Here is a 15,597-nt window from a genome sequence, read left to right on the forward strand (position 1 = left end):
GTGGGGCAAAGACCTTTTGGTTACTTTTGGCTGGGCCGGCATTCCGGGCGTTTGCCAAAAGTGACCCGCTGTAAGAGCGGAACCATAAGTGGCCGTTACCGAAGAAACGGATATGTACTCAGCCAGACTGAACATATCTCATACCCCCCAACCCACCACGCAACTATTGGTTACAAGTTGGTGATAACCTCACCGTTCCCCCACCCAGACCCGTCTCCCCGATGCCCAGTGAACCCGCGCTGCTGTTACGTCACCACCGCCCTTTCATCGCGTTCTGGCTGGCGCGGATCTTCACCGCCAGCGGTTTCCAGATGCTCACCGTGGCCATCGGCTGGAACCTCTACCAACTGACCGGCAACGTGCTGGACCTGGGCTTGGTCGGCCTGGTGGAGTTCGTACCGCGGGTACTGTTCATGCTGCACACCGGCCATGTGGCCGACCGCTATGAACGGCGCAAGGTCGCAGCCATCTGCCAGACCGTTCAAGCGTTGATCGCGCTATCCCTGGCAATCGGCGGACTGACCGGCAATGTCACCCGCGAGATGATTTTTATCCTGGCATTCCTGCTGGGCGCAGCCCGCTCGTTTGAAATGCCCACCACCCAGGCCCTGCTGCCGAGCATCGTGCCCACGGCACTGTTCCCCCGCGCGGTGGCGTCGTCGCAGTCGGCACAGCAACTGGCCACCATCGTGGCGCCAGCGTTGGGCGGTTTGTTATACGCCTTCGGCAGTGTCTGGGTGTACGGCCCCACGGTGGTGCTGTACCTGATCGCCTGCGTGTTGACCCTCAACCTGCCCGCGCGCCAGACGCCGCTGAACAAGGCCAAGGCGACCATGGATTCGTTGCTGGCCGGGATTCGTTTTATCCGCAGTCGGCCGGATATCCTCGGCGCGATTTCCCTGGACCTGTTCGCCGTATTGCTGGGCGGCGCCACGGCCTTGCTGCCGGTGTTTGCCAAGGACATTTTGCTGACCGGGCCGTGGGGCCTTGGGCTGCTGCGCTCGGCACCAGCGGTCGGGGCGTTGTTGATGTCGTTGTGGCTGGCGCGGTTTGCCGTCGACCGGCATGTGGGGCGGATCATGTTTACGGCGGTCGGGGTGTTTGGCGTAGCCACCATCGCGTTCGGCCTGTCGACCTCGTTCTGGTTCTCCCTGGCGGTGCTGGTGGTATTGGGCGCAGCGGACATGATCAGCATGGTGATCCGCGCCTCGTTCGTGCAACTGGAAACCCCGGACGAAATGCGCGGCCGGGTGAGCGCGGTCAACGGGCTGTTTATCGGCGCGTCGAATCAGTTGGGCGAGTTCGAGTCCGGGATCACCGCCCACTGGTTCGGCACCGTGCCCGCCGTGGTCATGGGCGGCATCGGCACGCTGGTGGTGACCGGGGTCTGGATCAAACTGTTCCCGACCCTGGCCAACCGCGACCGCATGCATGTGCCGGTGGAACAGGCCAGGGCATAAGCCGGCAAGGGGGGCCCGCCTGTTGCGTCGGTGTGTATCAGGCGAGATGGAACGATTTCTTACGTCAGAATCACTCAAGGGTTACGACGTCGCGGGAAAACTCCCGCGACACCGTAAACCTTTAATCTTGACAGAGAATCAAAATGACCGTTGCTGGCACATCTATTCGGACAACCCCGCCCACTCTTTCGCAGAGCGCATCCTGGGATGTCCCCAATGACAGCTATACCCTCCAAACCAGCAAGGATCGGTTCACGGAGCGATTGGCAAACGAGCTGAATACCGGGCGCATGAGTCCTGAAGTTAATCAAATGGCTGACGCGGTGATGTGGCCGGGCAAAAAGGGGCTGCCCAACGTCCAAGTCAAGACGTTCGCTGTCGACGGTATCCAAGCCAAGGACATCGTTTTTATACAACGTACCCCCCCCGTGTCCAACGCCCCCAACGTCGTACTTTTTATTCCAGAAAAAGAAGGGAGCTCGTTTCATGCCTTCAATACAGTCGAAGACATGAATCGATGGTTAAAGACACTGGCCAATGACCCCAAGCAACTGGAAATATTCAGCCAGCACTTCGCAGAGGGTGGAAGCTCTGCAAAAAAAGCACACGTCGTCGATACGATGACGCGCTACAAAGACAACGATATCAATGCCATTGTCGGGCCTTATGCCAATGAGGGCGGCGATATTTTCGCGCGCCTGGATAAGGAAACGTCTGCGCCACCGGCTGCTGTTAACGGTTTGACGCATCTTAAAGAGGAGCGCACGTCGCCCGAGGGCAGGACGCTTTACTCTGGGCAACGACCTGACGGTGGAACGGTCTTTTTTGAATATGACGCCTACGGAAACTTTCTGGGCAAAGATAAACAGAACAACTTCTATTTTGTTAAGGATGGCTTGAACACCCACAAGCCACTTATTGCGATAACAGAGCAAGCATTCAAAAAAAAGGTTTTGAATGAAGCCGCCAGTAATGTAGGCGCGAACGATATCAGGGGGCTCTACGATGAGCTTCTCAATCACCTTGAGCACCCCTTTTCCGGGGTCAAGGACGTTTTGCTACAGCTAGGCGTGAATAAAAACACCGCGGACACTATAGACCGGTACCTGGACAACCCCTTCAGCGCACTACTGCTGGATCTGAACAAGAATAATCAGATCGGCAAGGTGTTCGGCGTCGATAAACCGACCATGGACTCCGTATTACATAGCGTCGGTGACACCGCCCAAGGATTTGTCCCTTACTATGGCCAGGCCAGGTCGCTCTCCGCGTTATTGGCGAAAGCCCTTCGAAATGAGCCAATGAGCGATCAGGAGAAAAGAGATCTGGCCGATGGGCTTGCACTGAAACCGGAAAGTCCTGCCAGGAAAAACCTGCCAGGACCACTCGCCCCCCGTGAGCCTTACGGCAAGACCAATCAATACACCCCCCCTGCGCCTGATGCCAAGCCTGCAGAGCCTTTCAAAAATCCAGGTGAGAACTCTGGTCCGAGTGGCACCGAGCAAGATCCAGCAACGCCTGCGGATCGCGCTGACCCCGAGGTAAATCGTCTGCGCCCATCTCAATGGTCCGACATCACCAGCCACGCCGCGGCGCAGGGTGAACAATTGATCTCGGGGGCCCACGCCAACGCCAAAGGCATATATCAAGTCAAAGGCCCAGAAGGCGCAGATCGGTGGTTCATACGGATGAGCGATGCGGAGAATATCAGCCATGTGTATGAGATCGACGGCAAATTCAAACTCAGTGACGGCTATGTCAACGTTATCGACCCCATTACCAGGAAACCTGTAATAACCGTCCACTCCACTGGGGACGGCGCCTGGGAACCGATCAATGGGCCAGGGGGCATAAAGTGGCCATGGCAATCGGCAAGCTCCACGACTAAACCCTTTGACCCCGGTGCTTATGACTATCCGGCGAAAGGAGAACCTTCATCTTCAAAGACGCGCGAAAAAATAGATAAACAGTTGAAAAAAGACGCCGACAGCTATCATAAAAAAGCCAAAACCAAGGATCGTCCCGTTCACCCAGAACTACCCCACGACGCGACCGCGCCAAAGGTTATCGACACAGTCTACAAAAAATCAGACGGCATGATTGTTGGGGAGGATCATTCCCAATCTGCCGGGCTGCGCCTGCTTATTGATAATGCCGGCGAACTGCAGAATAACCAGGTCAAAACTCTGTACTCGGAGGGCTTCGATCATTCGCTTCAACCCGATCTGGATCATTTTTACGAAACGGGTGAGTTTTCTGCGCCATTAAGAGCAAACTTGAAATTAATTGACCGAGCCCACAGCGGGCATGGTAACTACACCAACCGAGAGCTTTTGATAAAAATGCGGGCACATGGCATTCGCGTGAAAGCGATTGATGTGCCCTCTGTAGAGCCTAAATCGACGCGCCTTAAAAACATGAACTACTATGCGGCCAAAATGATCGAGAGCGATCAGGCCGCAAACCCCCAGGCAAAGTGGGTCGCCCGCGTTGGCAGCGACCATGTGTTCACCTATGACGGCGAACCGCCTGTTCGCGGGATTTCTGAATTGACCGGTTCAACGGGGGTTTCCGTGGATACAGCGCCCCCCAACAAAGGGCCCTCGGTCATTCAATCGCGAGACAATACAGAAATCTACATGGAGCTATAAAGCCTGGGGTTGTAATTCCGCCGGGCAAGGGTAGTGGCGCACACTCCATCCGAAGTGAGTGCTAGAGCACCTTGTCGAGGGTGACGGGAAAGTCCCGCACCCGCTTGCCGGTGGCGTGATACACCGCGTTGGCCACCGCCGCCGCCACCCCGACAATCCCGATCTCGCCGACGCCCTTGGACCCAAGGGCGTTGGCGATCTCGTCGTGTTCTTCGACAAACAGCACATCAATCTCGCCGATATCCGCGTTTACCGGAATGTGGTATTCGGCCAGGCTGTGGTTCATGGAGCGACCCAATGCGTGATCGACCTGGGTCTCCTCATGCAACGCCATGCCGATGCCCCAGACCACACCGCCGAGAATCTGGCTACGGGCCATCTTCGGATTGACCACCCGCCCGGCCGCAATCGCGCTGACCACCCGGCTGACCTTGATGGTGCCCAGGTCCTCATCCACCCGCACTTCGACAAACACCGCCGAATGCGTGGCAGAGGCATAGCCTTCGCGCTGTTTGCCCGGCTCGCAATCCACCTGCACTTCCAGCGCCTGCTCGCCGCTGTCTTGCACCAATTGCGCCAGGGAGATGCGCTGGTCACCGGCGTGCAGCTGGCCATTCTCAAACCGCGCCGACTCAGCGTCTTTGAACGCCGGGTACGTCTTGCGTGCAATGTCCAACAGCTTGGCGTTCAACGCTTCACAGGCCTGTTGCACCGCACTGCCCACCGACGACACGGTAAACGAGCCGCCCTGCAATGGCGCCGTCGGCAGCGATGAATCCCCCAGCAGGAACGTCACATCGCCTACCGGCACGCCGCTGGCCTGGGCGGCGATCTGCGCCATGACCGTGTAGGTGCCGGTGCCGATATCGGTGGTGGCGCTGCTGACCGTGAGCTTGCCCAGGTGGTCGATCCGCGCCTTGGCGCTGGCTTTCATTTGCAGGGCCTCCCACACCCCGCCGGCCATGCCCCAACCGATCAGTTGGCGACCATCGCGCATGCTTCGCGGCTCCGGGTTGCGCTGACTCCAGCCAAAACGCTCGGCACCTTCGCTGTAGCATTCGCGCAACGCTTTGCTGGACCAGGGCTTGTCTTCGTTCTGATTGCGCTCGGCATAGTTGATCAGCCGCAATTGCACCGGGTCGATGCCCAAGGCGCAGGCCAGTTCATCCATGGCGCATTCCAGGCCGATCACCCCCAGCGCTGCGCCGGGAGCGCGCATGTCCAGCGGTGTGAACACGTCCAGCGGCACCAGCTTGTAGGTCAGCAGCACGTTATCGCAGCGATAGAGCATGCCGCTCCATTCCACCACGTGTTCGCTGAAGTCCTCGAAGCGCGAGGTCTGGCCGATGGCGGTGTGGCCCAGGGCAAGCAAGCGGCCATTGGCGGCAGCACCCAGTTGCAGGCGCTGCAAGGTGCGCGGGCGATAACCGAAGGTGAACATCTGCTGGCGCGTGAGGGTGACGCGCACCGAACGCTTCAGGGCCAGCGATGCCATCACTGCCAGCGGCAACTGGTACTGCGGGCGCAGACCTGAACCAAAGGCGCCGCCGACGAACGCGGCGAAGATCCGCACCTGGCTTTTATCCAGGCCGAAGACTTTCTGCACATAGGCCTGGCAGTTCTGCGGGCCCTGGGTCTTGTCGTGGATATGCAGGGTGCCGTCCGGCTGATAAAGCACGGTGCTGGCGTGGGGTTCCATGGGGTTATGGTGTTCGATGGGCGTGCTGTAGTGCAGGTCCAGGCGGGTGGCGGCGCCGGCCCATTCGGCCTGGAAGTTGCCGCGCGGCTTGGGCGGTGTTTGCGGCGACGGGTGCGCCTGCTCTTGCAAGGCCAGCAGATCGGTCTCGGCAGGCTCGGCGGCGTATTCAATCTGCACCAGGGAACCGGCGTGGCGCGCCAGCTCCAGGTTGTCGGCAATCACCAATGCCAACGGCTGGCCGCTGTAGAGCACGCGGTCGTTGTACAGCGGGCGAAACGGCGAGCCGTCGGCAGCATCGGCATCGGCGTAGCTGTCGTCGTAGCTGGCCAGTTTCGGGCGGTTGAGGTGATCAAGCACCATCACCACACCGGGCAGCGCCAGGGCTTGGGACGCATCAATGCGGATGACCCGGCCCTTGGCGATGTTGCTCGACACCACGCTGCCGTGCAGCAAGCCATCCTCGGGAAACTCACCGGCATAGCGCGCTTGCCCGGTGACCTTGAGCAGACCGTCGACCCGGTCCAACGGTTTGCCGATTGCGCTCATGACGTGGCTCCTGCAACAGCGGCATCGCTCAGGGCGCGAATGATCGCGCGGCGTGCCAGTTTGATCTTGAAGCCGTTGTGCTCCAGCGGCTCGGCGTCCAGCAGCAGAGTTTCGGCGGCAGTGCTGAAGGTTTCGCGGCTGACGGACTGGCCGATCAGCGCGGCTTCCACCGCGCGATCACGCCATGGCTTGTGGGCGACGCCGCCCAGGGCCAGGCGGGCGTCGACGATCACATCGCCATCCAGCTCCAGCGCCGCCGCGACAGATACCAGGGCGAAGGCGTAGGAAGCCCGGTCACGGATTTTAAGATAGTGACTGTGGGCAGCCAGGTGGTCGGCAGGCAACTCGATGGCGGTGATCAGTTCGTCGTCGGCCAACTGGTTATCCCGCTGGGGTGCATCGCCCGGCAGCCGGTGAAAGTCGGCGAACTCGATGACCCGCGCACCACCCCGGCCCTGCACATGCACCCGCGCATCCAGGGCGGCCAGGGCCACGCACATGTCCGAAGGATGGGTGGCGACGCACTGGTCACTGGCGCCGAGGATCGCGTGGATGCGGTTCAAACCGACCCGCGCCGGGCAGCCACTGCCGGGCTCGCGTTTATTGCAGGGCACGGCGGCGTCATAGAAGTAGTAGCAACGGGTGCGTTGCAGCAGGTTGCCGCCGGTACTGGCCATATTGCGCAATTGCGGCGAGGCGCCGGCGAGGATGGCCTGGGACAGCAGCGGGTAGCGTTCCTCGATCAGCGGGTGCCAGGCCAGGTCGGCGTTGCTCACCAGGGCACCGATCATCAAGCCGCCCCCGGGAGTTTCTTCCACGTCGCGAAGTGGCAGCCCGGTGATATCAATCAGGTGCTCCGGGCGGCTGATGTTCTCTTTCATCAGGTCCAGCAGGTTGGTGCCACCGGCGATAAACCGCGACGCCGGGCTGACCAGGTGCACCGCCTCCTGCACGTCGGCCGGCTTGCTGTAATGGAAGGGATTCATTGCTCACCTCCCTGCACGCGGCACGCCGGCAAGGCTTCTTCGATGGCATCGCGGATGTTGTTGTAGGCGCCGCAGCGGCAAAGGTTGCCGCTCATCAGTTCCTGGATCTGCGCGGTGTCGTGGGCGCGGCCTTCACGGGCCAGGCCCACCGCCGAGCAGATTTGCCCCGGCGTGCAGTAGCCACACTGGAAGGCATCGTGCTTGATAAAGGCCTGTTGCATCGGGTGCAGGTCGTCGCCCGAGGCCAGGCCTTCGATGGTGGTCAACTCGGCACCGTCGCACATCACCGCCAGGGTCAGGCAGGCGTTCACCCGCTTACCGTTGAGCAACACGGTGCAGGCACCGCACTGGCCGTGGTCGCAGCCCTTCTTGGTGCCCGTCAGGTCCAGTTGCTCGCGCAGCAGGTCCAGCAGGGTGGTCCAGGGCAATACATCCAGTTGAATGGGGTCCCGATTGAGGGTCAGGCGTATCGGATGACTGACGAACGGCTTGGCCGCCGCGCCATTGGGGGTTGCGCTCATAAACACCTCACGGATTGGTGTGCAATCGCGGCGTTCTGGGAAGTCGCCGTCTTAGCGGTACGACTTCCCGGGGTTATGAGCGTTCAAGGCAATTGATGGGTGGCGATCAGCGAATGCCGAGGGTGGTGACCAACTGGTTGCGCGGTGGGTTGATCGAGGTGTTGCTGTACTGGAACGTGCCGCCGGCTTCGACATTATCCAGCTGGAACGTATAGATGTAGCCCATCAACGTTCCCGCGCCGCTGCATGGCTGGCTGATGGAACCCACCTGGCAGATGGCGGTGGTGCTGATACGGGGCACCGACGCGCCGTCGAAAAATGCCTGGGAGCTGTTGCCCAGGCCGACTTCCATCACGTACACCAGTGTCTGCCCGCGGTGCGTGCACATCTGGGTGCTGTCGGCCCGCTCGGGAATGGTTTCAGTGCACTTGGCCGACTGAACCTTGAATACCCGCACCTCGCTCAACGCCGGTGCAGGCGCGCCCCACGCCGGTGCCGCACCGAGCCACAGGCCGATGCAACCGAACAGAGCTAGACTCCAGGCGCTGGCTTTTTTCATGCTGTCGATGACCCTGTAATAAACGTCGGCGCAGTATGCCTCAAGGCCATGATCAAGCCTATGCGCCACAGGCCCTCGGCTGCTGGTATGATGCGCCGCTTTTTCCGATCCTCTCTGGAACCACAGGCGCTTGGCGCAGTTTGTGCTTTGACTTAGAGGTCAACAAATAACGACGCAAAATAGCGTCACAGGGAGCAGGCATGCTGGAAAAGCTGTTTCAACTCAAGGCACACAACACGAATGTGCGCACCGAGATTCTCGCGGGCGTCACCACCTTCCTGGCCATGGCCTACATCCTGTTCGTCAACCCGAGCATCCTCGGTGAGACCGGCATGGACAAGGGCGCGGTCTTTGTCGCGACCTGCCTCGCGGCGGCCATCGGTTCCACCGTGATGGGCCTGATCGCCAACTACCCGATTGCCCTGGCACCGGGCATGGGCCTCAACGCATTCTTCACCTACACCGTGGTCCTGCACATGGGCCACACCTGGCAAGTAGCGCTGGGCGCGGTGTTCATCTCGGCAGTGCTGTTCTTCCTGCTGTCGATCTTCCGCATCCGCGAATGGATCATCAACAGCATCCCGCTGCCCCTGCGCTCGGCGATTGCGGCGGGTATCGGCCTGTTCCTGGCGTTGATCGCCCTGCACAACGCCGGCATCGTGGTCAGCAACCCGGCCACCATGGTGGGCCTGGGCGACCTGAAACAACCCGCGCCGATCCTCGCCACCCTCGGCTTCGCGCTGATCGTTGCGCTGGAAGCCCTGAAAGTGCGCGGCGCGGTATTGATCGGCATCCTGGTGGTGACCATCGCCTCCATCGTGCTGGGCTTCACCCCGTTCGGCGGCGTGATGTCGATGCCACCTTCGCTGGCCCCGACCTTCCTGCAACTGGACATCAAAGGCGCCCTGGACATCGGCCTGGTGAGCGTGATTTTCGCGTTCCTGTTCGTCGACCTGTTCGACAACTCCGGCACCCTGATCGGCGTCGCCAAGCGCGCGGGTCTCATGGGCAAGGACGGCCACATGCCGAAAATGGGCCGTGCGCTGATCGCTGACAGTACGGCGGCCATGGCCGGCTCGCTGCTGGGCACCTCGACCACCACCAGCTACATCGAATCGGCGGCGGGCGTGAGCGCCGGTGGCCGTACCGGTTTGACCGCCGTCGTGGTCGCGATCCTGTTCCTGCTGGCGCTGTTCTTTTCGCCACTGGCGGCCAGCGTCCCGGCCTTCGCCACCGCACCGGCGCTGCTGTTCGTCGCCGTACTGATGACCTCGGGCCTGGCCGAAATCGACTGGGACGACATCACCGTCGCCGCACCGGTGGTGATCACCGCCCTGGCGATGCCATTCACTTATTCCATCGCCAACGGCATTGCCTTCGGTTTCATCGCCTGGACCGCCATCAAGCTGCTTTCGGGCCGCTACCGTGAGCTGAACCCGGCGCTGGTGATCCTGTCGATTCTGTTTGTGATCAAGCTGGGCTGGTTCAACGCATGACTTTTGACGCCGCAAGCTACACCGTTCAACTGGAAGAAAAGGTCACGCGCCTGCGTGACCTGCTGGCGCCGTTCGACGCGCCAGAGCCTCAGGTTTTCGACTCGCCGTTGCAGAACTTCCGCCTGCGGGCGGAGTTCCGCCTGTGGCGCGAAGAGGGTCAGCGCCACTACGCAATGTTCTCCCAGGACGACAAGCGCACACCGATCCTCATTGAAGAGTTTCCGATTGCCAGCCTGCGCATCAACCAATTGATGCCGCAACTCAAGGCCGCCTGGCAAGCCAGCGCCGCCCTGAGCCACAAGCTGTTCCAGGTGGAGTTCCTCACCACTTTGGCCGGCGACGCGATGATTACCCTGTGCTATCACCGCCCGCTGGACGAGCATTGGCATACGGCGGCGAACAAGCTGGCGGCGGACCTGAACGTCAGCATCATCGGCCGCTCCAAGGGCAAGCGCGATGTGATCGGCCGCGATTACGTGGTCGAGAAACTCGACGTCGGCGGTCGCACCTTCAGCTATCGCCAGCCTGAAGGCGCGTTCACCCAGCCCAACGGCACGGTGAACCAGAAGATGCTCAACTGGGCGTACGAAGCGCTCGGCGACCGCAGTGACGATTTGCTGGAGCTGTATTGCGGCAACGGCAACTTCACCCTGCCCCTGGCCACTCGCGTGCGCAAAGTGCTGGCCACCGAGATCAGCAAGACTTCGGTGAACGCGGCGCTGAACAACCTCGATGAAAACGCGGTGGATAACGTCACCCTGGTGCGTTTGTCTGCCGAAGAGCTGACCGAGGCCTTGAATGAAGTGCGGCCGTTCCGTCGCCTGCACGGCATCGACCTCAAGAGCTACGAGTTTGGCAGCGTGTTTGTCGACCCGCCGCGTGCCGGCATGGACCCGGACACCTGCGAGCTGACCCGGCGCTTCGAGAACATCCTGTACATCTCCTGCAACCCGGAGACGTTGGCGGCGAACATTGCGCAACTGCATGACACGCACCGGATTACCCAGTGCGCGATGTTTGACCAGTTCCCGTGGACGCACCACATGGAATCGGGTGTGTTGCTGACCCGGCGTTAAATCCCCAGCATTGCAAAGATCAAAATGTGGGAGCCGTCGAGCTTTAGCGAGGCCGCGATGGCGGTGGGTCAGACAGAAAAAATGTCATCAGTCCCGCCGCCATCGCAGCCTCGCCAAGGCTCGACAGCTCCCACAGTGGATCGGTGTGTTAGCCGATATAGCCATCATGCCGATGGCTGGAAATACCCCGCCAACGCCCGCAGATCCTGCTCGTTCAGCAACCCTGCAAAATACTTCAGTTGTATCCGCGCCAGCAGATACGCATGCCGCGCATCCGCCAGGTCGCGGCGTGCCGTGAACAGTTGCTGCTCGGCATCCAGCACATCGAGGTTGACGCGCTCGCCACCGGTCACGCTTTTCTTCGTCGCCGTCACCAGGGCGGTAGCCGAGCTGACCGCCATTTCATACGCCCGCACTTTGGCCGCGCCGCTGGTGTTGAGGTTGAATTGCTTGCGCAGTTCGATCAGCGTCCTGGCGGTCTGCGCGTCCAGTTCATATTGCGCCTGGGACAGTTGATTGGCGGCCTGGCGCGTCGACGCCGACACCGAGCCACCGGCGAACAGCGGCAGGCTGACCTGGATGCCGACGCTGTTGGTGTCGTACTTCTGGTTGTAGCTGCTTTCCGAATCCGAGCTGGTCTGGCGGCTGCTCGCATACAGGCTGACCTTGGGCATGTGCCCGGCGCGCTTGCGCTCCACTTCGTATTCGGCGACGTCCAGCGCGTGGTGCTGGGATTTGAGCTCCGGGTTGTTGGCCATTGCCATTTCCCGCCAGGTCTCGAAACGGTTGGGCTCCAGCGGCGGGATCTCGAACTGGCGAGTCAGCGGCGCCAACTCGTCTATCTGCAACGGCTGGCCCACAATCGCTTCCAGCTCGCGCAAGGCTGCGTCCTGGGTGTCCAGGGATTCGATCTCTTCGGCCTGGGCCAGGCTCAGGCGTGCCTGGGTTTCCAGCACATCGGTGCGGGTGCCCTCGCCGCCCTTGAGCAGCCGTTCATTGAGTTGCAGGCGCTCGGCATACGCGCGTTTCTGGGCGCGGCTCAGCTCGATCCGCTCCTGGGCCAGCAATGCCTGGCTGTAGGCGCTCAACACCCGCACGGCCAGTTCCTGGCTCTTGCTGCGAAAGCGTTCATCGGCAAACAGCGCCTGCGCTGCACCCTGGCGATAGCGCGCATAGGCTTCGTAATCGAGCAGCGGTTGTTGCAGGGTCAGGGTCGAGGCATAGCTGCGGTAATCGCGGTCGCTGGTGACGTTGCCCACCGCCGTCGACTGGGTGACTTCGGATTCATTGCGCGAGTTGTTGTAGCTCCAGGACAGGTTCGGCAACAGCCCGGCGCGGCCGATGATGCGGTTTTCCTCGCCGGCCTCGCGCTCCTGGATTGCCGCCTGAAACGTCGGATCGTTGCGCAGGGCCAAGTCATAGGCGTCGAGCAATCCCAGCGCCTGAACCGATCCACTGCAGGCACAACACAGACCGAATAACAGCGCCTTCATTCTTCCACCAACGCCATGTGAGTCCGATCCATCAAGGGTTTGAACAGGTAGTTGAGCATCGAGCGCTCACCGGTTTTGACGAACGCTTCCACCGGCATGCCCGGGCGAATCTGCAAGCCGTCGAGCTGGCGCATGCCAGCTGCACTGACCTGGGCGCGCAAGGTGTAATACGGCTCATCGGTGCGCTCGTCGACCTGGCGGTCGGCCGACACCAGCGTCACTTCACCGGCAATGCGTGGGGTGGTGCTCTGGTTGAACGCCGAGAACAGCAACTCCACCGGCAAGCCCGGGTGCACCTTGTCGACCATCTGCACCGGCACCCGCGCTTCCACCAGCAGTGGTTCGCCCTGGGGCACGATGTCCATCAGCGCCTGGCCGGGCTTGATCACGCCGCCTTCGGTGTACACCTCCAGCCCCACCACCACGCCAGTCGCCGGCGCGCGCACCAGGCTGTTGGCCAGTTCGAATTCGGCCGAGGCCAACCGGTTGCGCAAGTCGTCGCTGCGGGTGCGGGTTTCGGCCAGTTGGCCGCGCAGGTCTTTCTGGAAGTCTTCGCCGAGCTGGCGGATGCGCAGGCGCAGTTCAAGGACTTGCCGTTGCAACTGGCCGATGCGGCCGAAATCCTCGGCAATCGCACCGTCGAGCTGGGCATACAGCCGTTCATTTTCCAGCAGCCGATTGCGCGGAATGTAGCCGTCCCGCGCCAGCTCGCGCAGGCCTTGCAGTTGTTCATTCATCGCGGTGCGTTGCAGCACTTTGCTGGCCTGGGATTCCCGGGTGCCGCGCAATTGTGCCTCGGCCCCGGCGATGGTTTCCCGCAGGCCTTGCTGCTCCGTGGCCAGGGCCTGGGCGCGACTGCTGAACAGTTGCCGTTGCAGGCTCAAGGTGGCGGCGGCCTCAGGCTCGTTCAGCAGTTCGGGACCGAAGACGATGGCCGACAAGCCTTCGCTCTCGGCACTCAAGCGCGCTTCGCTGGCCCGGGACGCAATGAACTGGCTGCGCAAAGACTGCATCTGCCCGCGCAACGGGGTTTCCTTCAGGCGGATCAATACCTGGCCGGCGCTCACCACCTCGCCATCGCGCACCTCGATCCGCTCGACGATCCCGCCCGCGGGGTGCTGCACCGTCTTGCGGTGCCCCGACACCATGACCTTGCCGGACACCGCCACGCCCTTGTCCAACGGTGCCAGCGCGGCCCAGCCCAGGAACCCGGCAAACCCGCCGAGCACCAGCAACCAGCCCAGGCGCGCGTATTTTTTATCGTCCAGCGCCAGCACGTTGTTCACCGGCGGCACGCTGTTGTCCGTCACAAGCACAGGTCGGCTCATGCTTTTTTTCCTTCACCGAGGCGGTAGCTCATGCTCATCGCCGACACCGGTTTGGGCGGCGCGGTCGCCGGTTTCTGCGTGGCCTCCAGCACCCGCGCCGTGGGCCCGAACGCCTGCAACTGGCCGTCCCGCAGAATCAGTAATTGGTCCGTCAACGCCAGCACAGGGGTCTTGTGGGTGATCAGCACCAGCGTGCGACGCTGCGCCTTGAGCAAGGTGATGGCATGGAGCAAGGCCTGCTCGCCGGCCTCATCGAGATTGGAATTGGGCTCATCCAGTACGATCAGCGCAGGCACGCCGTACAGCGCTCGCGCCAGCGCGACACGTTGCTTCTGCCCGCCGGACAACCCGGCACCGCCCTCCCCCAGTTGGGTGTCGTAGCCTTGGGGCAACTGCAGGATCAGTTGATGCACGCCGGCCATTTGCGCGGCAGCGAGCACCTTGTCCGAATCCACGGTGTCGAAACGCGCGATGTTGTCGGCAATGCTGCCGGCGAACAGCTGGATGTCCTGGGGCAGATACCCAATGTGCGGGCCGAGTTGCTGCTTGTCCCATTGCGCCAGGTCCGCGCCGTCGAGCCGCACCTTGCCGGCCAAGGGCGCCCAGGCCCCCACCAGCAACCGCGCCAGGGTCGACTTGCCGCAACCGGAAGGCCCGATCACGCCCAGCACGTCACCGGCAGGCAGGCTGAACCCGAGGTTGGCCAATGCAGGCCGACGACTGCCAGGCGCACACGCGCTTACCTGCTCGACCGTCAACTGGCCGCTGGGCGCCGGCAAGCTCATGCGCTCGGTGCGCGCCGGGTTGGCCGCCAGCATCAGGGTCAAACGGTCATAGGCCAGGCGCGCCGAACTCCACTGTTTCCACACGCCGATCAGTTGGTCGATAGGGCTCAGTACCCGCCCCATCAGGATCGAGCCGGCGATCATCATGCCCGGCGTAATCGCCCCCTGCACCGCCAGCAATGCACCCAGACCGAGGACCAATGACTGCAACGCCAGGCGTACGCCCTTGGACCAGGCACTGATGGCAGCGGTCTTTTCACTGGCCAGGTTCTGCGCCGCCAGAAACGCCTGGTGCTGGGCAAACCAGCGCGCACGCAGGGTTGCCAGCATGCCCATGGCTTCGATGGCTTCGGCATTGCGCAGGTTGGCCGTGGCCTGCTGGCTGGCGCTGATCGACAGCTGATTGGCCTGAGTCAACGGTGCCTGGCAGATGTGCTGGTTGGCCCACGCCAGCGCCATCAGCATCAGCGCACCGGCCAGCGCCAGGACGCCGAGCCAGGGGTGGAACAGGAAGATCACCAGCAAGTACACCGGAAACCACGGCGCATCAAAAAATGCGAACAGCGCCTGGCCGGTGGCGAACTGGCGCAAGGTCGTCAGGTCGCTCAACGCCTGCCCAGCCGCCTGGGTACCGCCCTTGAGTTGCGCCTCGAACGCGGCGTCGTACACCCGCTGGTTCAGGCGCATGTCCATCTGTGTGCCAAGACGGATCACCACCTGGCTGCGCACCCACTCCAGCGCGCCCATCAAGCCGAACAAGCCAAGGATCATCAGCGTCAGCATCAACAGGGTCATCGAGTTGCCGGAGGCCAGCACCCGGTCGTAGACCTGCAACATGTACAGCGCCGGAGCCAGCATCAACAGGTTGATCACTGCCGAAAACAAGCCAATGTTGAGGAAGCCACTTTTATAGGCCGTGAGAGCGGCCAGGGTTTCGTTGCCGGCATGGCGCATCGAGGGAGTCTCATGGGGGAAATCGGGAAGCGCCGCCCGCGTT

The 15,597-nt window shown here is 61.9% G+C and carries 11 protein-coding genes; 4 read left to right on the forward strand and 7 right to left on the reverse strand.

Annotated elements, in window-relative coordinates; translation table 11 throughout:
• Nucleotides 1–221: 221 nt before the first annotated feature.
• Together HX839_RS08435 and HX839_RS08440 are read left to right on the forward strand one after the other, a co-directional pair.
• Nucleotides 222–1,460, forward strand: a complete 1,239-nt coding sequence (locus tag HX839_RS08435) for an MFS transporter (protein ID WP_003215571.1) — start codon at nucleotides 222–224, stop codon at nucleotides 1,458–1,460.
• A gap of 143 nt (nucleotides 1,461–1,603) precedes the next feature.
• Nucleotides 1,604–4,111 (forward strand): membrane-targeted effector domain-containing toxin, encoded by a 2,508-nt coding sequence (locus HX839_RS08440; RefSeq protein WP_256344697.1) that lies wholly within the window; start codon nucleotides 1,604–1,606, stop codon nucleotides 4,109–4,111.
• Nucleotides 4,112–4,172: 61 nt separating this feature from the next.
• On the opposite strand, the gene HX839_RS08445 is transcribed toward HX839_RS08440, so the two are convergent.
• The 4 genes from HX839_RS08445 to HX839_RS08460 all read right to left on the reverse strand — a co-directional run bounded on the left by HX839_RS08445 (nucleotide 4,173) and on the right by HX839_RS08460 (nucleotide 8,422).
• Nucleotides 4,173–6,356 (reverse strand): xanthine dehydrogenase family protein molybdopterin-binding subunit, encoded by a 2,184-nt coding sequence (locus tag HX839_RS08445; RefSeq protein WP_177066947.1) that lies wholly within the window; start codon nucleotides 6,354–6,356, stop codon nucleotides 4,173–4,175.
• The gene (locus HX839_RS08450; protein WP_177045455.1) at nucleotides 6,353–7,342 is read right to left on the reverse strand and encodes a xanthine dehydrogenase family protein subunit M; all 990 of its coding nucleotides are present in this window, start codon (nucleotides 7,340–7,342) and stop codon (nucleotides 6,353–6,355) included. The genes HX839_RS08445 and HX839_RS08450 overlap by 4 nt, the downstream gene beginning before the upstream one ends.
• Nucleotides 7,339–7,863 carry a (2Fe-2S)-binding protein gene (locus HX839_RS08455; protein ID WP_003215562.1) on the reverse strand — a complete coding sequence of 175 codons (525 nt, stop codon included), beginning with the start codon at nucleotides 7,861–7,863 and terminating at the stop codon, nucleotides 7,339–7,341. Before HX839_RS08455 ends, HX839_RS08450 begins: the two co-directional genes overlap by 4 nt.
• A 106-nt stretch (nucleotides 7,864–7,969) precedes the next feature.
• Entirely contained in the window at nucleotides 7,970–8,422 is a 453-nt protein-coding gene (locus tag HX839_RS08460; protein ID WP_102605484.1) for a DUF4879 domain-containing protein, read from the reverse strand.
• Between the two features lie 200 nt (nucleotides 8,423–8,622).
• Here HX839_RS08460 and HX839_RS08465 point away from each other — a divergent pair, with 200 nt between their 5' ends.
• Together HX839_RS08465 and trmA are read left to right on the forward strand one after the other, a co-directional pair.
• The gene (locus tag HX839_RS08465) at nucleotides 8,623–9,918 is read left to right on the forward strand and encodes an NCS2 family permease (RefSeq protein ID WP_003215557.1); all 1,296 of its coding nucleotides are present in this window, start codon (nucleotides 8,623–8,625) and stop codon (nucleotides 9,916–9,918) included.
• Nucleotides 9,915–10,994 (forward strand): tRNA (uridine(54)-C5)-methyltransferase TrmA, encoded by a 1,080-nt coding sequence (gene trmA, locus HX839_RS08470; protein WP_177035971.1) that lies wholly within the window; start codon nucleotides 9,915–9,917, stop codon nucleotides 10,992–10,994. Before HX839_RS08465 ends, trmA begins: the two co-directional genes overlap by 4 nt.
• A 164-nt stretch (nucleotides 10,995–11,158) precedes the next feature.
• On the opposite strand, the gene HX839_RS08475 is transcribed toward trmA, so the two are convergent.
• The 3 genes from HX839_RS08475 to HX839_RS08485 are packed head-to-tail and all read right to left on the reverse strand — an operon-like array spanning nucleotide 11,159 to nucleotide 15,554.
• A complete protein-coding gene (locus tag HX839_RS08475; RefSeq protein WP_177020964.1) occupies nucleotides 11,159–12,487 on the reverse strand; it encodes a TolC family outer membrane protein in 1,329 nt (442 codons plus the stop codon).
• Nucleotides 12,484–13,815 (reverse strand): HlyD family type I secretion periplasmic adaptor subunit, encoded by a 1,332-nt coding sequence (locus HX839_RS08480; RefSeq protein ID WP_177035970.1) that lies wholly within the window; start codon nucleotides 13,813–13,815, stop codon nucleotides 12,484–12,486. Before HX839_RS08480 ends, HX839_RS08475 begins: the two co-directional genes overlap by 4 nt.
• Nucleotides 13,812–15,554 carry a type I secretion system permease/ATPase gene (locus HX839_RS08485; RefSeq protein WP_177020962.1) on the reverse strand — a complete coding sequence of 581 codons (1,743 nt, stop codon included), beginning with the start codon at nucleotides 15,552–15,554 and terminating at the stop codon, nucleotides 13,812–13,814. Before HX839_RS08485 ends, HX839_RS08480 begins: the two co-directional genes overlap by 4 nt.
• Between the last annotated feature and the right edge of the window lie 43 nt (nucleotides 15,555–15,597).

The organism is Pseudomonas sp. I8001, from assembly GCF_013385345.1.
Taxonomy (GTDB): Bacteria; Pseudomonadota; Gammaproteobacteria; order Pseudomonadales; family Pseudomonadaceae; genus Aquipseudomonas.